Source organism: Streptomyces sp. NPDC048197 (assembly GCF_043202395.1).
Taxonomy (GTDB): Bacteria; Actinomycetota; Actinomycetes; order Streptomycetales; family Streptomycetaceae; genus Streptomyces; species Streptomyces siderophoricus.
Genome location: NZ_JBIDAJ010000001.1, coordinates 484,058 through 503,751 on the forward strand (window position 1 = coordinate 484,058; position 19,694 = coordinate 503,751).

Here is a 19,694-nt window from a genome sequence, read left to right on the forward strand (position 1 = left end):
TGACACACCCCAGCCACGAGAAAGGTTCCGGGCCCGGCCATGGCGCTCACCCTCTACGTCGACACCGCGCGCTGGCGGGCGCATCAGCAGAGCGTTCTCCAGCAGTTCCCCGGGCTGGTCCCGGTCTGCAAAGGCAACGGTTACGGCTTCGGCCATGAGCGGCTCGCCGAGGAGGCCACCCGCCTGGGTGCCGACATTCTCGCGGTCGGGACGACCTACGAAGCGGCCCACATCAAGGACTACTTCAGTGGGGACCTGCTCGTCCTGACGCCGTTCCGGCACGGCGAGGAGCCGGTGCCGCTGCCCGACCGGGCGATCCGCTCGGTCTCCTCGGTCGAGGGCGTGGGCGGGCTGGTCGGCGCCCGGGTCGTGATCGAGGTCATGAGCAGCATGAAGCGGCACGGCGTCCGGCCGGAGGACCTGCCGAAGCTGGCCACGGCCATCGAGGACGTCCGGCTCGAAGGCTTCGCGATCCACCTGCCGCTGGACCGCGCCGACGGGTCCGACGCCGTCGACGAGGTCATCGGCTGGATGGACCGGCTGCGGGCCGCCCGCCTCCCGCTGCACACCATGTTCGTCAGCCATCTCAAGGCCGATGAACTCGCCCGCCTCCAGCAGCAGTTCCCGCAGACCCGGTTCCGCGCCCGGATCGGGACCCGGCTCTGGCTCGGCGACCACGACGCCACCGAGTACCGCGGCTCGGTGCTGGACGTCACCCGGGTCGCCAAGGGCGAGCGCTTCGGCTATCGCCAGCAGAAGGCGGCCTCCGACGGCTACCTGGTCGTGGTGGCCGGCGGCACCTCGCACGGCGTCGGACTGGAAGCGCCCAAGGCGCTGCACGGCGTGATGCCGCGCGCCAAGGGAGTCGCCCGGGCCGGCCTGGCGACCGTCAACCGCAACCTCGCGCCGTACCTCTGGGCCGGCAAGCAGCGGTGGTTCGCCGAGCCGCCGCACATGCAGGTCTCGATCCTGTTCGTGCCGGCCGACGCGCCGCAGCCGCAGGTCGGCGAGGAGCTGGTGGCCCATCTGCGGCACACCACCACGCAGTACGACCGCCTCGTGGACCGCTGAGCCGTACGCGGGCGCCTCGGACGAAGAGAACGGGCCCGGGGCCGCAGATCACCTCTGCGGCCCCGGGCCCGTCGCATGCGGCCGGCCGGTTCAGTCGCGGGCCACACCCCAGCGCACCGGTGGCACCTTCTCGAAGTGCACCGCATGGCGCGGCGGGTGGTACGCCCGCCCGAGCACGAACACATCGGGGCTGCGGTCCAGGACACCGCCCGACGGGTCGTCGTCACCGTCCCTGCGGACCACGTCGCGCTCCGGCATCAGGATGTCCCGGACGACCAGGGCGCACAGGTAGAGGGTGCCCAGGAGGTGCAGCGCGATGGCCAGCTGGTAGCCCTCCGGCGGCAGCCCCTGGTGCTTGTCGCCGTTGCCGGTGTACGCGAGGTACATCCAGATCCCGAGGAAGTACATGACCTCGCAGGCCTGCCAGACCAGGAAGTCGCGCCAGCGCGGCCGGGCCAGCACGGCCAGCGGGGTCAGCCAGAGGACGTACTGCGGGGAGTAGACCTTGTTGGTGAGGATGAACAGCGCCACGACGAGGAAGGCGAGCTGGGCGAAGCGCGGCCGGCGCGGCGCGTAGAGCGTCAACAGGCCGATGGCGCCGCAGCCCAGGATCATCAGCAGCGTGGCGTAGGTGTTGGCGTTCTCCAGCGGGGCCCCGGTGCGCTGGGAGATCAGCAACCAGACGGAACCGAAGTCGATGGGTCGCTGCTGGCTGAAGACGTAGAACTTCGCCCAGCCCTCGCGGATGTGGAAGCCGGTCGCATCGTGCGTGATCATCACCGGCAGGTTCACCACCAGCCATGACGCCACGGCGCCCGCCACCGCCTTGCCGTACGCGCGCCAGGCGCCCGCCCGCCAGCACAGCACCAGCAGCGGCCCCAGCAGGAGCACGGGGTACAGCTTCGCCGCGGTCGCCAGACCGATCAGGACACCGGCGGCCAGCGGGCGGCTGCGGGACCACATCAGCATCCCGGCGGCCGTCAGGGCGATCGCCAGCAGGTCCCAGTTGATGGTGGCGGTGAGCGCGAAGGCGGGCGCCAGCGCCACCAGCAGTCCGTCCCAGGGACGCCGCCGGTGGGTACGTGTCACGCACACCGCGATGACGGCGGCGCAGATCATCAGTATCCCGGCGTTGACCAGCCAGTAGATCTGCTCACGGAACTGAAGGTCCCCGCCGTGCGGCGTCATCCAGGAGGCGACCTCCATGAAGACACCTGTCAGCACGGGGTATTCCAGATACTCCATGTCGCCGGGCAGCCGGTCGAAGTACGGGATCAGCCCGTCGGCGAAGCCACGGCCGGCGTAGAGGTGGGGGATGTCGGAGTAGCAGGCATGGGTGTACTGGCTCGTGGCGCCGAAGAACCAGCCGCCGTTGTAGCAGGGCAGCTTCTGCACCATGCCGAGCGCGAACATCCCGATCGCGACCAGCGCGATGACGCGTACCGGCGTCAGCCAGTTCGTGCCGAGCAGTGCGTGCCGGCCGATAGGCCCTCCGATCAGCTCGCTGCCGGCCGCCGCCACCTCGTCCCGCTTCGTCGGCCGCACCGGCTCGTCCTGTCGCACGCTCGTCATGGGCCCATCCTGCCGTACGAGCAGGGGCAGAACATGGCGAAGCCCCCGCCCGGTCGAGCCGGGCAGGGGCTTCGTCAGCACCTCCGTTTCACGTGAAACATCGCGCTGTTTCACGTGAAACGGTCGCGGGGTCAGCCTTGGGGGCCGCCGAAGATGCCGCCGCCTCCGTTGGCATCCGTGGGATCCGGTGTCGGAGTCGTGCCTCCGGTACTGCCGCCGGGTCCGCCGGTGCCGCCGCCCTTTCCGCCACCGTTGGCGTTACCGCCGGTGTTCCTGCAGGTGGGGTCGAACGGCGAGCAGGTGTCGGTCGGCGACGGGCTCGGGCTGTCGCTCGGGGGAGCGGACTCGGTGGGCTTGTCCGACGGGGTCGCCGACGGGGTGTCGGACGGCGTGGGCGTCGGCGTCGGGGCCGGCATCCCCGCCTCGTCCGCCTTCTGCCCGATGGGTGTCGCCGGGGGGAAGTCCTCCGGGGTGACACCGTTCATCGCCTGCAGCATGTACTCGGTCCACACCTCGGTGGGCAGCGCGCCACCGTGGATCGAGTCGAAGCCGCCGACACCGTTCATGGACAGCTGACGCGGGTTCTGGGCGTCCTCACGGAACATCGTGATGGCCGTCGAGAGTTGCTTGGTGTAGCCGACGAACCAGGCCGACTTGTTCTCGTCGGTGGTACCGGTCTTGCCGGCGGCCGGCATGTTCAGTCGGCGGGCTGCCTTACCCGTGCCGTTCTGAATGACGTTCTTCAGGACCTTGGTGACGTTGTTGGCGATGTTGGAGTCCATCGCCGTCTCCTGCTTGGGCTTCTCGAAGCCCGGCACGTCAATGCCCTGCGAGGTCACCTTGGTCACCGAGTACGGCTCCACCTTGGTGCCCGACTCGGCGAACGTCGCATAGGCATCGGCCATGCGGATCGCACTCGGCGTGGAGGTGCCCAGCGCGAACGACGGGTTGAGGTGCTTGTCGAAGCTGGCATCCGAGATGCCACAGGCCCGCGCCATGTCCCGGACCTTGTCCATACCGACGTCCATGCCCAGCTGGACGAAGGGTGTGTTGACGGACTGTTCCATCGCCTTGACCAGCGAGATGTAGCCCCAGGGATGGTTGCTCTCGTTCTCCTGGTAGAAGGGCGAGTTGTCCCTCTTCAGGACAAAGTTGCCTTGTGCGTCCTTCACCTTGAGGTGATCGTTGCCGTTGTAGAGGCTGTCCGGCGAGAGCCCCTCGGGCCGGGTCTTGGGGACGCCGTACTTCATCGACGCCGCGAGCACGAACGGCTTCCAGGTCGAGCCGACCGGCACACCGAAGGTGTCGGCGTTGTTGCTGAAGTGACCCTTGTCGTAGCCCTCACCGCCGTACAGGGCGACGATCTTGCCGTCTCCCGGCACCACGGATGCGCCACCGAACTGGACGAACTTGTCCTTCTCCCGCTTCTTCGGGTCGATGTAGCGCTTGTCGACCTTCTTGACCGCGGCCTCCAGCTCCCGGGTCTTCTTCTCGTCGAAGGTCGTCCGGATCGTGTAGCCGCCCTTGTCGAACCGGGCCTCGGGGATGTCCGCGTGCCTCAGGACGTACTTCTTGGCGACGTCCATCAGATAGCCGATCTGACCGGTCTTGCTGGCCACCGGCTTCGGCCGAATGGGCTTCGGGAACCGGTCCATCGTGTACTTGGCCCGCTCTGTCTTGGGCATGAGGCCGTTGGCCACCTCGCGGTCCAGGATCCACGACCAGCGGGCCTTGACGCGCTTGGTGTTCTCCGCCGCCGTCGCCCCCGGCCCGGTGCCGCCCGCCGGGTCGTAGAGGTTGGCGCCCTTGAGGACGGCCGCGAGGAACGCCCCCTCGTCCGGCGTCAGCTTCTTCGCGTCCTTGCCGTAGTACGCCTGCGCCGCCGCCTGGATTCCGTACGCGCCGCGGCCGTAGTAGCTGGTGTTCAGGTAGCCCTGCAGGATCTGGGGCTTGCCCATCTTCCAGCCGACCTTGATCGCGATGAACAGCTCCTTGAACTTGCGGTCAAGGGTCTGCTCCTGGCTCAGCATCGCGTTCTTCACGTACTGCTGCGTAATGGTCGAGCCACCCTGGGTCTCACCACCCCTGGCCATGTTCAGCACGGCGCGGGCGATACCCATCGGGTCGACACCGGAGTCCGTCCGGAAGGACGCGTTCTCCGCCGAAATCGCGGCATCCTGCATCGATTTCGGGATCTCGTCTATCGTCACGTTCTGACGGTTCGTCTCACCGTCGCGGGCCATGACCTTGCCGTTGGCCCAGAGATAGACGTTGTTCTGCGACTGGGCCGCTTTGCTCTCATCCGGCACATGGACCATCGCCAGCGCCACACCAGCCGCGCCGACGATCAGGCCCAGGAAGCCCACACACAGACTGGCGACCTGTTTCCAGGACGGGACGAACCGCCGCCAGCCGATCTTGTTGGCACGCGGATAGTCGATGAACCGCTTCTTGGCAGGCGGGCCGCCGCCGTCCCGACCGCGGCCGCGACCGCCCTCGGGGCCACCGCCGCCACCGCCACGACGGCCTCCGCGACCACCGCCACCGGCACCCATCGCGGCAGTGTCGGGCGCCCGTCGGCGGCCGCCGCGCTGGGCGGCCCTGCGGGCTTCGGCACGCCCGCCCGGCCTCGGGTCCTGCCCGGGCGGGCCGGAAGGGGGCGTGGGGCCGGCAGCGGAGCCATGCGGAGGGGCGGCACGACGCCCTGCCCCTGACTGCTGTGCGGCGCGTCGGGCCGCGGCACGTCCGCCACTCTGCGGCTGTGGCGGTTTGCGACGGTGCTCGCTCATGGAACGGATACTCCTCGGGCAGGCGCGCTATCTCGTCGCCTGAAGGCGGCAGTTGTCTTCAGGTCCCCCCGATGCGCGGCCCGTCCCTGAGGCGCGAGCCGCACTACACCGAGGACGGGGACGTCTGATATCGGCCCGCGGTTCCCGGCAGTCTGCATGCCGCACAGACTACGCACGGCCAAAACCTGCCCAGTGTTGAAATTCACTCCAAATCAGTCAGGTTGGATGGCACGAATCAGTGATGTGACGCCGTTCACCGTCCCCCCTCTTGTTCCGCCCCAGGGCCCGTTCTATCGTCTGGATGTATCGAGTCGATACATCAGGACGGCATAAAGAACGCACCGGGCCGAGGAGGCGGAGGATGAGCAGACGTTCCGGCATCCTTGAGTTCGCCGTCCTCGGCCTGCTCCGTGAATCCCCGATGCACGGCTATGAGCTGCGTAAACGGCTCAATACGTCGCTCGGGGTGTTCCGTGCGTTCAGCTATGGCACCCTCTACCCCTGCCTCAAGGCGCTGGTCGCGAACGGCTGGCTCACCGAAGAGACGGACGGTGGCGCGGAGGGTGTTCCCGCCGCGGCGCTGACCGGGCGGCGGGCCAAGATCGTCTACCGATTGACCGCAGAGGGCAAAGAACACTTCGAAGAACTGCTCGCCCACTCCGGTCCGGATGCGTGGGAGGACGAGCACTTCGGCGTCCGCTTCGCATTTTTCGGCCAGACGTCGCGGGACGTACGGATGCGTGTGCTGGAAGGCCGCCGCAGCCGGCTGGAGGAACGCCTCGAAAAGATGCGGACGTCCTTGGCCCGGTCCCACGAGCGGCTGGACGACTACACCCTCGAGCTGCAACGCCACGGCATGGAGTCCGTGGAGCGTGAGGTCCGTTGGCTGAACGGACTGATCGAGAGTGAGCGTGCCGGGCGCGACCAGCGCGCACCGGACCCCGCAGCGCAGAACAAGAAGAACCAGTCAGGAGATGCGGGCGGCCTGCCCCGGCACCGGGGTGGATCCCGGCCGGATCCGTCCGATGACACCACCACATGAGGCACTGCGGTGCAGTGCCTCATCGAGAACACAGGGAGCAACCGGAATGGGTTCGGTTCGCGTAGCCATCGTCGGCGTGGGCAACTGCGCCGCCTCGCTGGTACAAGGCGTCGAGTACTACAAGGACGCCGACCCGGACAGCCGCGTGCCCGGCCTCATGCACGTGCAGTTCGGCGACTACCACGTACGTGACATCGAGTTCGTGGCCGCCTTCGACGTCGACGCCAAGAAGGTCGGCCTCGACCTCGCGGACGCCATCGGCGCGAGCGAGAACAACACCATCAAGATCTGCGACGTGCCGAACGCCGGCGTGCAGGTCCAGCGCGGCCACACCCTCGACGGCCTGGGCAAGTACTACCGCCAGACCATCGAGGAGTCCGCCGAGGCTCCGGTGGACATCGTCCAGGTCCTCAAGGACACCCAGGCGGACGTGCTGGTCTGCTACCTCCCGGTGGGCTCCGAGGACGCCGCGAAGTACTACGCCCAGTGCGCCATCGACGCCAAGGTCGCCTTCGTCAACGCCCTCCCGGTCTTCATCGCCGGCACCAAGGAGTGGGCTGACAAGTTCACCGAGGCCGGTGTCCCGATCGTCGGTGACGACATCAAGTCGCAGGTCGGCGCCACCATCACGCACCGTGTGATGGCCAAGCTCTTCGAGGACCGGGGCGTCATCCTGGACCGCACGATGCAGCTGAACGTCGGCGGCAACATGGACTTCAAGAACATGCTGGAGCGGGAGCGGCTGGAGTCCAAGAAGATCTCCAAGACCCAGGCCGTCACCTCCCAGATCCGCGACCGCGAAATGGGCGAGGACAACGTCCACATCGGCCCCTCGGACTTCGTGGCCTGGCTGGACGACCGCAAGTGGGCCTACGTCCGTCTCGAAGGCCGCGCCTTCGGCGACGTTCCGCTCAACCTGGAGTACAAGCTCGAGGTCTGGGACTCCCCGAACTCCGCGGGCGTCATCATCGACGCGCTGCGTGCCGCGAAGATCGCCAAGGACCGCGGCATCGGCGGCCCGATCCTCTCCGCCTCCTCGTACTTCATGAAGTCCCCGCCGGTCCAGTACTTCGACGACGAGGCCCGCGAGAACGTCGAGAAGTTCATCAAGGGTGAGGTCGAGCGCTGAGGCGCCGGTCGCAACCGCCGTTCGCAGGCCCCGGGTATTCCACCCGGGGGCCTGCGGGCTGTGTGAGGCTGTGCCTCATGCATGCTGTGCGCGCCCTCCGCGTATTACTCCGGCTACGCGACTTCCGCTCGCTGCTCGCCGCACGGCTGCTCTCCCAAGCGGCCGACGGCGTGTACCAGGTCGCACTCGCCACCTACGTCGTCTTCTCACCGGAGAAGCAGGCCTCGCCGGCGGCCATCGCCTCCGCCATGGCCATCCTGCTGCTCCCGTACTCGCTCCTCGGGCCGTTCACCGGTGTGCTGCTCGACCGCTGGCGACGCCGTCAGGTCCTGCTGTACGGGAACCTGCTGCGGACGCTGCTCGCCATGGCCACCGCAGCGCTGATCGTGTCGAAGGTCCCCGACTGGCTCTTCTACGCCTCGGCCCTGTCGGTGACGGCGGTCAACCGCTTCGTCCTGGCCGGGCTCTCGGCCGCGCTGCCCCGCGTGGTCGACGGTGAACAGCAACTGGTCATGGCCAACTCGCTCGCCCCGACGGCCGGTACGCTCGCCGCGACGGCCGGCGGCGGGCTGGCCTTCGCGGTCCGGCTGGCCGGCCCCGACGTGGATGCGTACGTCGTGCTGCTCGCCGCGGCCTTCTATTTCCTTTCGGCGCTCACCGCCCTACGTATGACGCCGCAGTTGCTGGGCCCCGACCCGGTGCAGCTCCAACCGGGCCTGGGCGAGGCCCTGTTGAGCACCGTGCGCGGCCTTGCGGCGGGCCTGCGCCATCTCGCCCAGCGGCGTGTGCCGGCCCGGGCCCTGGCCGCGATGACCCTGGTCCGCTTCTGCTACGGGGCGCTGACGGTCATGGTGCTGATGCTGTGCCGGTATTCCTGGTCGGACACCGAGTCCGAGGGACTGGCGCTGCTCGGCATCGCCGTCGTGGTGTCGGGGGCGGGATTCTTCACCGCCGCCCTCGTCACTCCCTGGGCGGTGGGACGGCTCACCGCGTTCGGCTGGATCGCCTGCTGTGCCCTCGGGGGTGCGGTGCTGGTGCCGGCGTTGGGCCTCTTCTTCACCCCTGGGCCGATGCTGGCCGCCGCGTTCGTGCTCGGTCTCGGCACCCAGGGCACGAAGATTTCCACGGACACGGTCGTCCAGTCCTCGGTCGACGACGCCTTCCGCGGGCGCATCTTCGCCCTGTACGACGTGCTCTTCAACGTCGCCTTCGTCGGCGCCGCCGCGGTCGCGGCCCTCATGCTGCCGCCGGACGGCAGATCGGCCGCACTCATCGGGATGGTGACGGTCCTCTACGCCCTGGTCGCCGCGGCGATGGCCCGCTTTCGGCACAGTTAGGCACCGCCCTCCCCGGCCCGCAGGGAACCGTGCCTGCGGCGGTGCGCCGGGACCCGGTACCTTACGGGCGTCCCACACAAGCCTGTACACAACAAAATCGGGGGAGTTCCATGACCATGCCGCCGCCGGGGCCCAATCCATACGGCCAGGCGCCGTACGGGCAGCAGCCTTACGGCCAGAACCCGTATCCGCAGGCACCACCGGCTCCCCAGGCCCCGTACGGCCAGCCTCAGGGCGGGTACGCCTATCCCCAGCAGCCGCAGGCGCCCTATGGACAGCCTCAGCCCGGGTACCCGGCACAGCCGCAGCAGCCCTACGTCCAGCCCGGCGCACCCATACCGCCGCCCCGCCCCGGCAAGACCCGTTCCGCCAAGTCGATTCTTCGGGGCATCGGGATCGTCTTCGTCCTGGTGGCCTTCGCGTTCTTCTGGTTCACCAGCCGGGACGACGCCAGCAACGCCGAGGCCGGCGACTGCGTGAAGAAGTCCAGCAGTTCGCTCGACGACGGGCTCGCCGTGGTCGACTGCAGCAGCGGGGAGGCCCAGTACAAGGTGTCCAAGGTGCACGACGGCACCTCGGACCCGACCGTGTGCTCCGCCGGTGAGGACGCCTACATCAAGACGGTGCACCGCCGTCGGCGGGCCGACACCGCCATGGTGCTCTGCCTGACCCCCACGAAGTAGCGCACTCCGTCTCCTGAAGACGGCTCTGGGGCGGTGTTTCACGTGAAACACCGCCCCAGTCGTCTACGCCACGTTTCACGTGAAACATGGCAGCGGGCCACCGTCCGCCTCGTTTCACGTGAAACATCGCATCGGCCCACCGCCGGGCCGTTTCACGTGAAACATCAGCCCTGCTGTGTAGCCCACCAGTCCTTCAGCGCCGCGATCGCCGCATCGCGCTCCATGGGCCCGTGCTCCAGCCGGAACTCCAGCATCTGCTTGTATGCCCTGCCGACCTCGGGCCCCGGCTGCAGACCCAGGATCTCCATGATGTCGTTGCCGTCCAGGTCCGGACGGATCGCATCGAGCTCTTCCTGCTCCTGCAGCCGCGCGATGCGCTCCTCCAGCCCGTCGTAGGCGCGGGACAGCGCACCGGCCTTGCGCTTGTTACGGGTCGTGCAGTCCGAACGCGTCAGCTTGTGCAGCCGCTCCAGCTGCGGCCCGGCGTCCCGGACATAGCGGCGGACCGCCGAGTCGGTCCATTCGCCCGTCCCGTAGCCGTGGAAGCGCAGATGTAGCTCCACCAGCCGCGAGACGTCCTTGATCATGTCGTTGGAGTACTTCAGCGCGGTCATCCGCTTCTTGGTCATCTTCGCGCCCACCACCTCGTGGTGGTGGAAGGAGACCCGGCCGTCCTTCTCGAAGCGGCGCGTCCGCGGCTTGCCGATGTCGTGCAGCAGGGCCGACAGGCGCAGCACCAGATCGGGACCGTCCTCTTCGAGGTCGATCGCCTGCTCCAGCACCGTGAGCGAGTGTTCGTAGACGTCCTTGTGACGGTGATGCTCGTCACTTTCCAGGCGCAGCGCGGGCAGCTCGGGCAGGATCCGGTCCGCGAGGCCGGAGTCGACGAGCAGCCGCAGTCCCTTGCGCGGGTGCGGCGCGAGGATCAGCTTGTTCAGCTCGTCCCGGACCCGCTCCGCGGAGACGATGTCGATGCGGTCGGACATCGCCTTCATCGCGGCGACGACCTCGGGCGCGACCTCGAAGTCCAGCTGGGCGGCGAACCGGGCCGCCCGCATCATCCGCAGCGGATCGTCCGAGAACGAGTCCTCCGGCGCACCCGGCGTCCGCAGCACACGGGCGGCCAGGTCCTCCAGGCCGTTGTGCGGGTCGACGAACTCCTTCTGCGGCAGGAAGACCGCCATCGCGTTCACTGTGAAGTCCCGGCGCACCAGGTCGTCCTCGATGGAGTCGCCGTAGGACACCTCGGGCTTGCGGGAGGTGCGGTCGTACGCCTCGGAGCGGTAGGTCGTGACCTCGATGTCGAACGAGTCCTTCTTGCAGCCGACCGTGCCGAAGGCGATCCCGACCTCCCAGAGCGCGTCCGCCCACGGCCGGACGATCTTCAGGACGTCCTCGGGGCGTGCGTCGGTGGTGAAGTCCAGGTCGTTGCCGAGCCGGCCGAGCAGTGCGTCCCGGACCGAGCCGCCGACCAGGGCAAGTGTGAACCCGGCCTCCTGGAATCGGCGGGCCAGGTCATCCGCGACGGGGGACACCCGCAGCAGCTCGCTCACGGCGCGGCGCTGCACGTGATTCAACGCATTCGTCGACTGCGGGGTCCGCTCGGCGTGCGGGGCAGGGAGGTCATTGTTGGCGTTCGGCACAACAGAACAGGGTACGTGGCCGGACCGCGCGAAGCGCCACGTAATAAAGGCGCAGGTAATAAAGGGGACAGGCCGGCCGGGCGGCCGTCCGCTCCGCGATCATGTGGAGCAGTCCGCGGCACTCGCGCCCGGCGGGTCTCGTTACCATTCGTGGACGCACATTCCGACGACCACTGACGACGACGAGGGACGGGCGAGCGCGTGGCCGAGGCGGCAGGGTTCCAGGGGACTGAACGGCCGCGTGGTCGATGGCTGCGCAGGACCGTGACACTCGTCACTGGAGTGCCCCTGCTCGTGGGCCTGCTCCAGACCCCGCACGCCCCCTCCGCCCAGGCCGCCCCGGCCGGGTCGCACACCGTCGACGTGTCCATCGACGCCATGTCGCCGTCGGCCCCCGGCAAGGGCGACACCGTCACCGTCTCCGGCACCCTGACCAACGACAGCAGCAGCACGATCACCGACGCGCACGTCGGCATGCACCGCGGCGATGCGCTGGGCAACCGCAGTTCGATCGAGGCAGCCTCCCGTCGCACCGGCTATCTGCCCAGCGTGGACGGCGAGGAGATCAAGGGCCACACGGAGAAGATCGCCAAGCTGGAGGCCGGTGCCAGCCGACCCTTCAGCCTCAGCGTCCCGGTCAAGGACCTCGATCTCAACGATGACGGCGTGTACCAGATCGGTGTCTCTCTGTCCGGGCACTCCCAGACCTCGCCGTACGACCAGCTCCTGGGTATCGACCGGACCTTCCTGCCCTGGCAGTCCGCGGACGCCGACAAGAAGACGCAGCTCACCTACATGTGGCCGCTGATCTCGTCCACGCACCTCACCGCGGAGACCGACGCCGACACCCAGCAGACCCCGGTCTTCCGCAATGACGATCTCGCCGCCGAGCTCGCCCCCGGCGGCCGGCTGCAGCAGATGGTCGCGCTCGGCAAGAACCTCCCGGTGACCTTCGTCATCGACCCCGACCTGCTCGCGACCGTCGACGCGATGACCAAGTCGTACCGCGTGAACGGCCCGGACGGCCCCATGGGGAAGAACCAGGCGGTCGCCAAGCAGTGGCTCCACCAGCTCGAAGAGGCGGTCAAGTCGCACCAGGTGGTCGCGCTGCCCTTCGCCGACCCCGACCTGGCCTCGCTGGCCCACCACGGCAAGGGCGTGCCGAGTGCGCTCAGCCACCTCGGGCCGGCCACCGACCTCGCCGACAAGACCGTGGACACGATCCTCGGGGTCAAGCCGCGTACGGACTTCGCCTGGCCCGTCGACGGCGCCCTCGACCGCTCGATCGTCGATGTCGCGACCTCGGCCGGCGCGCACAACGTGATCACCCGCAGCGACAGCCTCCGGGACGCCGGCCGGCTGTCCTACACCCCGACGGCGGCCCGTCCCATCGGCGGCGGCAACACCGCCATCGTGGCGGACACACAGCTCTCCCGGGCCTTCGAGGGCGACATGTCGAAGGCGACGAACGCGACGCACGCGGTCCAGGAATTCCTCGCCCAGACCCAGATGATCGGCCTCCAGGACCCGGAGCGGCAGCGCAGCGTCGTCGTCGCACCGCAGCGGATGCCGTCGGCCAGCCAGGCGCATGCCATGGCCACCGCCCTGCGTGAGCTGGACGAGTCCGGCCGCTGGACCCAGGCACAGAACCTCGGCGCCGCGGCCAAGGCCAAGCCCGACCCCGCGGCCACCCGCCAGGTGCCGAGCGTCACCTCCTACCCGTCCTCGCTGCGCCGGCAGGAGCTCCCCACCGATGCGTTCCGGCAGATCCAGGGCACGCAGTCGGCGCTGGAGGACTTCCAGCCGATCCTGGCCCAGCCGGAGCGGGTGGTGACCCCGTTCGGCAACGCGATAATGCGGGAGATGTCGACGCAGTGGCGCGGCGACCGCTCCGGTGCCGCCGGCTTCCGTCACTCCGTGCGCAACTACCTCGACGGCCTGACCACGAAGGTGCACCTGATCCAGAAGTCGGGGGCCACGCTTTCCGGGCGCAGCGCCACGATTCCGGTGACGGTCCAGAACAACCTCTTCCAGGGCGTCAAGGACATGACGCTGCGGCTCACGTCCTCCCAGCCCAACCGGCTCGACGTGGGTAAATCGCAGCAGATCTCGGTGGACGGCGGGCACAGCCAGTCGTTCAAGTTCGACACCACCGCCAACGCCAACGGCCGGGCCTGGGTGACCGCCCAGCTCTACACCTCGGACGGCAAGCCCTACGGTGAGCCCATGACGTTCCAGGTGAACGTCACGGAGATCACCGCCACGGTGATGCTCGTCATCGCGGGCGGCGTGCTGCTGCTCGTGCTCGCCGGCGTACGGATCTACCTCCAGCGCAAGCGGGCGGGCAGCCGGCCCGAGGAGGACGGCCCCGATGACGGCTCCGAAGGCACGGCGGGCACGGACGGCAACGACGGCGGCACGGACGGGGACGAGCCCGAGCAGCCGAGTGACCCCGCGCCGGACACCGGTTCGGAAAAGTCCGAGCCCTCCGGCTCAGGTGAGAAAGTGGACCGTTGATAGATGGCGGGGCCGGATGGCCGGCGACTGATGAGGTGGGGCAGCGATGAATGCGCCGTACGACGGTGACCGGAGCCGGGGCGCCAATGGCGACCCCATGGGGCCGGTCCCTCCGACGCCCCCGTTCCCCGCGGACCAGGACTCGTACGTCCGGGACGCCTACCGCAACGACCCCCACCACGCCCAGGACCCGATGGCCCAGGATCCGGTGACCGACGCGCGCTACGACCGCGCCGCGCACCCGCCGCCGTCCCCGGGGCAGCCCACCCAGCCGCTCTATCCGCAGCCCGCACCCGGGCGGCAGGCGCCTGACCCACAGGCCTGGGCCGCACCCCGGACGCCCGCCCCGCAGCGCCCGGACCGGGCCGCTCCGTACGGTGACGACGCCGCGACGACGCAGTTCATGGGTGTCGATCCCCTGGCCAACCAGGCCGGCAGCGAGCGTCCGGAGTCCGACGCCTTCGCGCACCTCTACCGGGACCAGCATCCCTACGAGCCCCAGCGCTCCGCCCCGGCCGGCCCGCCTGTCGGGGCGCCGGTGACCAGCGCGGTGCCCGGGCCTGAGGCCGTTCCGCAGCAGGCCGCGCCGGAGCCGGAGCCCGCTCCCGTGCCGGCGGCCGGCAAGCCCTCCGGCGGGCGGGCCTCCGGCCTGCTCAAGTCCAGTGCGGTGATGGCCGCCGGCACGATGGTGTCCCGGCTGACGGGCTTCGTCCGCTCGGCCCTGATCGTCGCCGCGCTCGGCGGTGCGGTGCTCGGTGACTCCTGGCAGGTCGCCTACCAGCTCCCGACGATGATCTTCATCCTGACCATCGGCGGCGGTCTGAACTCCGTCTTCGTGCCGCAGCTGGTGCGCGCGATGAAGGAGGACGACGACGGTGGCGAGGCCTATGCCAACCGGCTGCTGACCCTGGTCATCGTGGTGCTCGGGGTGCTGACGGTGCTGGCGGTGGTCGCGGCGCCCCTCCTGGTGAAACTGGTCTCGTTCGACATCTCCCGGGACCCGGCGGCCAACGAGGTCGCGGTGGCGTTCACCCGCTACTGCGTCCCCACGATCTTCTTCATGGGCCTGCACGTGGTCATGGGGCAGATCCTCAACGCCCGCGGCCGCTTCGGCGCGATGATGTGGACCCCGGTCCTCAACAACATCGTCATGATCGCCACCTTCGGCCTCTTCATCTGGGTCTACGGCACGGCGAAGACCTCGCACATCGGCGTCACGACCATCCCCGACGAGGGCATCCGCCTGCTCGGCATCGGTACCCTCCTCGGGCTCGTCGTGCAGGCGCTGGCGATGATCCCGTACCTGCGCGACGCCGATTTCAAGCTCCGGCTGCGGTTCGACTGGCGCGGTCACGGCCTGGGCAAGGCCGCCAAGCTCGCCAAGTGGACCGTGCTCTTCGTGCTCGCCAACCAGGCCGGTGTGCTCGTCGTCACCCAGCTCTCCACCTGGGCCGGCAACACCGCAGACCAGCAGGGGCACCCGGGCACCGGCTTCATCTCCTACGCCAGCGCCCAGCTGATCTGGAACATGCCGCAGGCGATCATCACCGTCTCCGTCATGGCGGCGCTGCTGCCGCGGCTGGCCCGGTCCGCACACGACGGCGACACCGGCGCCGTCCGGGACGACATGTCGCAGGGCCTGCGCACCTCCGCCGTCGCCATCGTCCCGATCGCGTTCGGCTTCCTGTCCCTCGGCGTCCCGCTGTGCACCCTGGTCTACGGCTCGTCCGGCGCCGGCGTCCCGATGGGCTACATGCTGATGGGCTTCGGCATCGGCCTGATCCCGTTCTCGGTGCAGTACGTCGTCCTGCGCGCCTTCTACGCGTACGAGGACACCCGCACCCCCTTCTACAACACGGTGATCGTCGCTGCCGTCAACGCCGCCGCCTCCGGGCTCTGCTTCCTGGTCCTGCCGGCCCGCTGGGCCGTGGTGGGTATGGCGGCCTCCTACGGCCTGGCGTACATCATCGGCGTCGGGGTGGCCTGGCAGCGGCTGAGCAGGCGGATGGACGGTGACCTCGACACGGCGCACGTCGTGCGGACCTACGCGCGGCTGGCCGGCGCCAGCATCCCGGCCACGATCGTCTCCGGCGCCTTGGTGTACGCGATCATGCAGACGCTGGGCAGCGGGTTCATCGGCTCCCTGGCCGCGCTGATCGCCGGCGCCGCCGCCCTTCTGGGCGTGTTCTACGTCGCCGCACGCAAAATGCGCATCGAGGAAATGAACGCCCTGGTCGGCATGGTCCGGTCAAAGCTTGGGCGTTGATTGAGCACAACCATCGACTGCCACCGTGTGTCGTGCATAGTGGCGGACTGTGGGCACAATTGTCTTGGCTCATTGAGCCTGCAACGGATGGGGAGGCAGGAACGACGGTGGCGGAACGGAGCACGGCTGCCGTCGACGTGGCCGACACGAGCGGCGAAGAGCCGCTGACCGCCAAGGCGGGCAAGGCCACGGACGACGGTGCTAAGGCCGAGAAGGTATCCGGCAGGGACACGGACGTCGCACGCACCGACGAGACGCGTGCGGCGGACGAGGCCCAGCCACCGGAACTGCACAGCGGCCACAAGCTCGCCAGACGCTACCGCCTCGAAGAGTGCGTCACCCGTCTGGACGGATTCAGCAGCTGGCGTGCGGTCGACGAGAAGCTGCGCCGCGCCGTCGGCGTACACATCCTGCCCGCCGACCATCCGAGGGCCCGGCCGGTGCTCTCCGCGGCCCGTTCCTCGGCGCTGCTCGGCGACCCCCGGTTCGTCCAGGTCCTGGACGCCGTCGAGGAGAACGACCTCGTCTACGTCGTCCACGAGTGGCTTCCGGACGCCACCGAGCTGGCCACCCACCTCGCCAACGGCCCCCTGGAGCCGCACGAGGCGTACCAGCTCGTCAGCCAGGTCTCCCAGGCCATGGCCGCCGCACACCGCGAGGGCCTGGCCCACCTCCGCATCACCCCCAGCTCGGTGCTGCGGACGGAATCCGGGCAGTACCGCATCCGCGGCCTGGCCGTCATGGCCGCGCTCCGCGGCATCACCTGCGAGCACCCGCAGCGCACGGACACCGAGGCGATCGGGGCGCTGCTGTACGCCGCGCTCACCCAGCGCTGGCCGTACGAGAACGACGCGCACGGCCTGACCGGGCTGCCGAAGGGCGTCGGCCTGATCGCGCCCGATCAGGTGCGCGCCGGTGTCCACCGCGGCCTCTCCGAACTCGCCATGCGCGCGCTGATCAACGACGGCGCCACGGCCTCCCGCCAGGAGCAGCCGTGCACCACGCCCGAGGAGCTGTCCAAGGCGGTCGCGGCAATGCCCCGCATCCGGCCCCCGGAGACCGCGTTCGCCACGCCCCCGCCGTACCAGCGCACGGGCTACCAGCAGGGCAGCTACCGGCAGGCGGCATCCCACAACGCCCAGCCCGGCCGGCCAACCCAAGCGATCCCCACGCCGCCGCCCCCGCTCCAGAGCCGTACCGGCCGGGCCCTGAAGTGGTCCGTCTCCGCGCTGCTCATCGCGGCGCTGGGCCTGGGCAGCTGGCAGCTCGCGGACACCCTGCTGAAGCGCGAGAAGGACCAGGAGGGTCCGGGGAACTCGCAGTCGCAGGGCGGCAGCAAGAAGAAGAAGCCTTCGGGTCCCCTGGCGATCCAAAGTGCCACGGAGTTCTCTCCGCTGGCATCTGCGTTCTCCGGAAATCAAGCGTCGAACGCGACGGACGGCAATCCCTCGACGGCGTGGGTGACCGGCCGTTTCCAGGGCTGGGCAAATTTCGGGAACCTGCCGGCTCGTAAGGACGGCAGCGGCATCGTCATAGACCTCGGAAGCGCCAAGGACGTCTCCGGCGTAGAGGTCACCATGTACCGTCCGGGCCAGACGGTGGAGGTTCTGGCAGCGGAACCGTCCGCGTCGGACCCGACGGCGCTCAGTGACTTTTCGCGGCGACTCTCCAAGCCGGCGAAGGCCGGTGAGAAGCTGACGGTGAAGCTGGACAAGGCCGTCAAGGCACGCTACGTGCTGGTACACATCACCGAGCTGCCGAGCGACGGCGTCTCGGACTGGTTCCGCGGCGGAATCTCCGAGATCAAGGTGACGGGCTGAACAGCAGCGGGCGAGCGGCCGAAACGGGGCGCTCGCCCGCTGATCAACGCCCCTCGGCACATTTACTTTCCCCATCCGGCGGGCTTCAATGGGACCGTGATCAGGCAGCTACGGCCGGGGGGCCCGTGTCCACCGACAGCGACAAGGCTTCGACACCAACCGACGCCGATCTCCTTGCGCTGCATGTGAAGGGCGACCCCGATGCGTTCGGGGAGATCGTCCGACGCCATCGCGACCGGCTCTGGGCGGTGGCGCTGCGCACTCTCGGTGATCGTGAGGAAGCCGCGGACGCCGTACAGGACGCCCTGGTCTCCGCCTACCGTGCGGCCCACACCTTTCGAGGTCAGTCCGCCGTGACGACCTGGCTGCACCGCATCACGGTCAACGCCTGCCTGGACCGGGCCCGCAAAGCCGCCTCCCGGCGCACCTCACCGGTCGCCGACACCGAGCGGCTGGAGCAGCTCCTCGAACCCGAGGAGTCCGCCGCGATCCCCGCCGAGCGCCAGGACCTCTACCGCGAGCTGCTCCGCGCCCTGCGCACCCTCCCCGAGGAACAGCGCGCCGCCCTGGTCCTCGTCGACATGCAGGGCTACCCCGTCGCCGAGGCAGCCGCGATCCTCGACATCCCGACCGGAACGGTGAAGAGCCGCTGCGCACGCGGCCGTGCCCGCCTCCTCCCCTTGGTCACCCATCTGCGGGCTGACGGCGGGGGTAGCAACCCGGCGAGCGGGGGAAGGAACCGGGCGCAGGGGACATCCGTCCCACCGACGGCAGGACCGAAGGACACAGGTGCCGTGAAGGGCGGAGGTGGGCGAGCGTGACGTCGACGACCGGCACAGGTGAGCACCCGGAGGTCTCCGAGATCTCCGACCTCACGGACGGGCTGCTCTCTCCCTCGCGCAGCGCCGATCTGCGCGCCCACCTTGCCGGCTGCGCGCTGTGCGAGGACGTCTACGTCTCCCTGGAGGAGATCCGCCGGATGCTCGGCCGGCTCCCCGGCCCGACGTGCATGCCGACTGAGGTAGCAGGGCGTATCGATGCCGCCCTCGCGGCCGAGGCACTTCTCAATGCCACCGTTCCGGGCTCCGCGACGCATGTTTCACGTGAAACAGCGACCCGTGAAACGGCGGGCCGTGCCACAACCCGGGAATCGACCGCCCGCCCCGCTTCTGTTTCACGTGAAACAGAGCCCGAAGTACCTACCCTCAGCACACCGATCAGCCGCCCCGCCGGGCGTCCCGCTGGTTCCTCCGGGCCGGGCCGACCCACACGCGGCGGCCGGGCCTCCCGGGCACGTCGCTGGCCGCGGGTGCTGCTCGGCACCGCGGCGGCCGCGGCCGTCCTCAGCGTCGGCGGACTGCTCCTGCAGAACGCCGCCATGGACGGTACGCAGGCCGGGCCCAGCCGGACCACGGCCACCCCCGAGAAGGGGGCGGGCGCTACGGCCGGCCTGACCGCCACCAATCTCGGCTCCCACGTCCACGCCCTGCTGGCGACCAAGGGCTCGCACAAATCGCCGGACATCGGTGCCCGCAGCTCTCCCGAGACCCCACTGCGGGGCAGCGCCGACACCATCCCGTCCTGCGTCCGCCACGGCATCGGCCGCCCGGAGGCCCCGATCGCCTCCAGCCACACCCGCTACCAGGGTAAGGACGCCTTTCTGGTCGTTCTGCCGGACCCGGCGGACGCCAAGCGTGTCTCGGCGTACGTGGTCTCGTCCTCCTGTGTCTCCGCCACGCCGCCGGCGCCCGGAAAGGTCCTGCTGGCGCACTCGTACCCGCGAGATTGAAACGACGAGTAGTGCGCTGTGACACTCCGGGAATGC

13 protein-coding genes are annotated in these 19,694 nt (G+C 69.3%); 10 read left to right on the forward strand and 3 right to left on the reverse strand.

The features are described 5' to 3' along the window. The first annotated feature begins 39 nt into the window (after positions 1-39). The gene (locus ACGF4C_RS02195; RefSeq protein WP_393562539.1) at positions 40-1,071 is read left to right on the forward strand and encodes an alanine racemase; all 1,032 of its coding nucleotides are present in this window, start codon (positions 40-42) and stop codon (positions 1,069-1,071) included. A gap of 90 nt (positions 1,072-1,161) precedes the next feature. Here the strand turns inward: ACGF4C_RS02195 and ACGF4C_RS02200 are convergent, their stop codons facing one another. Together ACGF4C_RS02200 and ACGF4C_RS02205 are read right to left on the reverse strand one after the other, a co-directional pair. Next, positions 1,162-2,643 (reverse strand): glycosyltransferase family 87 protein, encoded by a 1,482-nt coding sequence (locus tag ACGF4C_RS02200; protein WP_393562541.1) that lies wholly within the window; start codon positions 2,641-2,643, stop codon positions 1,162-1,164. Between the two features lie 131 nt (positions 2,644-2,774). Next, positions 2,775-5,432, reverse strand: coding sequence for a transglycosylase domain-containing protein (locus tag ACGF4C_RS02205; protein WP_393562543.1), 2,658 nt, complete (start codon positions 5,430-5,432; stop codon positions 2,775-2,777). A 361-nt stretch (positions 5,433-5,793) separates the two neighbouring features. Between ACGF4C_RS02205 and ACGF4C_RS02210 the strand changes: the two genes are divergently transcribed. The 4 genes from ACGF4C_RS02210 to ACGF4C_RS02225 all read left to right on the forward strand — a co-directional run bounded on the left by ACGF4C_RS02210 (position 5,794) and on the right by ACGF4C_RS02225 (position 9,623). Then, complete coding sequence (locus ACGF4C_RS02210; RefSeq protein WP_393562544.1) at positions 5,794-6,474, forward strand: helix-turn-helix transcriptional regulator; 681 nt, start codon at positions 5,794-5,796, stop codon at positions 6,472-6,474. A gap of 46 nt (positions 6,475-6,520) precedes the next feature. Beyond that, the gene (locus tag ACGF4C_RS02215) at positions 6,521-7,603 is read left to right on the forward strand and encodes an inositol-3-phosphate synthase (protein ID WP_201805662.1); all 1,083 of its coding nucleotides are present in this window, start codon (positions 6,521-6,523) and stop codon (positions 7,601-7,603) included. 77 nt (positions 7,604-7,680) lie between these two features. Next, positions 7,681-8,940, forward strand: a complete 1,260-nt coding sequence (locus tag ACGF4C_RS02220; RefSeq protein ID WP_393562545.1) for an MFS transporter — start codon at positions 7,681-7,683, stop codon at positions 8,938-8,940. A gap of 110 nt (positions 8,941-9,050) precedes the next feature. Next, on the forward strand, positions 9,051-9,623 hold the full coding sequence (locus ACGF4C_RS02225) for a hypothetical protein (RefSeq protein ID WP_199816325.1): 573 nt from the start codon (positions 9,051-9,053) through the stop codon (positions 9,621-9,623). 164 nt (positions 9,624-9,787) lie between these two features. On the opposite strand, the gene ACGF4C_RS02230 is transcribed toward ACGF4C_RS02225, so the two are convergent. Next, positions 9,788-11,266 carry a CCA tRNA nucleotidyltransferase gene (locus ACGF4C_RS02230; RefSeq protein ID WP_393562548.1) on the reverse strand — a complete coding sequence of 493 codons (1,479 nt, stop codon included), beginning with the start codon at positions 11,264-11,266 and terminating at the stop codon, positions 9,788-9,790. A 282-nt stretch (positions 11,267-11,548) separates the two neighbouring features. Here ACGF4C_RS02230 and ACGF4C_RS02235 point away from each other — a divergent pair, with 282 nt between their 5' ends. From ACGF4C_RS02235 to ACGF4C_RS02255, 5 genes are all read left to right on the forward strand, one after another. Further along, positions 11,549-13,783: a DUF6049 family protein gene (locus ACGF4C_RS02235; RefSeq protein WP_393562550.1), complete on the forward strand. Its 2,235-nt coding sequence runs from the start codon at positions 11,549-11,551 to the stop codon at positions 13,781-13,783. A gap of 46 nt (positions 13,784-13,829) precedes the next feature. Next, complete coding sequence (gene murJ, locus ACGF4C_RS02240; RefSeq protein ID WP_393562551.1) at positions 13,830-16,049, forward strand: murein biosynthesis integral membrane protein MurJ; 2,220 nt, start codon at positions 13,830-13,832, stop codon at positions 16,047-16,049. Between the two features lie 107 nt (positions 16,050-16,156). Next, positions 16,157-17,869 carry a protein kinase family protein gene (locus ACGF4C_RS02245; protein WP_393562552.1) on the forward strand — a complete coding sequence of 571 codons (1,713 nt, stop codon included), beginning with the start codon at positions 16,157-16,159 and terminating at the stop codon, positions 17,867-17,869. 125 nt (positions 17,870-17,994) lie between these two features. Then, positions 17,995-18,690 (forward strand): RNA polymerase sigma factor SigM, encoded by a 696-nt coding sequence (sigM, locus tag ACGF4C_RS02250; RefSeq protein WP_393562553.1) that lies wholly within the window; start codon positions 17,995-17,997, stop codon positions 18,688-18,690. Further along, positions 18,687-19,658, forward strand: coding sequence for a zf-HC2 domain-containing protein (locus ACGF4C_RS02255; RefSeq protein ID WP_393562554.1), 972 nt, complete (start codon positions 18,687-18,689; stop codon positions 19,656-19,658). The genes sigM and ACGF4C_RS02255 overlap by 4 nt, the downstream gene beginning before the upstream one ends. Positions 19,659-19,694 lie beyond the last annotated feature (36 nt).

Coding starts and splice junctions, on each gene's coding strand:
- ACGF4C_RS02195 (WP_393562539.1), top strand. CDS start 40: ATGGCGCTCACCCTCTACGTCGACACCGCGCGCTGGCGGGCGCATCAG.
- ACGF4C_RS02200 (WP_393562541.1), bottom strand. CDS start 2,643: ATGACGAGCGTGCGACAGGACGAGCCGGTGCGGCCGACGAAGCGGGAC.
- ACGF4C_RS02205 (WP_393562543.1), bottom strand. CDS start 5,432: ATGAGCGAGCACCGTCGCAAACCGCCACAGCCGCAGAGTGGCGGACGT.
- ACGF4C_RS02210 (WP_393562544.1), top strand. CDS start 5,794: ATGAGCAGACGTTCCGGCATCCTTGAGTTCGCCGTCCTCGGCCTGCTC.
- ACGF4C_RS02215 (WP_201805662.1), top strand. CDS start 6,521: ATGGGTTCGGTTCGCGTAGCCATCGTCGGCGTGGGCAACTGCGCCGCC.
- ACGF4C_RS02220 (WP_393562545.1), top strand. CDS start 7,681: ATGCATGCTGTGCGCGCCCTCCGCGTATTACTCCGGCTACGCGACTTC.
- ACGF4C_RS02225 (WP_199816325.1), top strand. CDS start 9,051: ATGACCATGCCGCCGCCGGGGCCCAATCCATACGGCCAGGCGCCGTAC.
- murJ (WP_393562551.1), top strand. CDS start 13,830: ATGAATGCGCCGTACGACGGTGACCGGAGCCGGGGCGCCAATGGCGAC.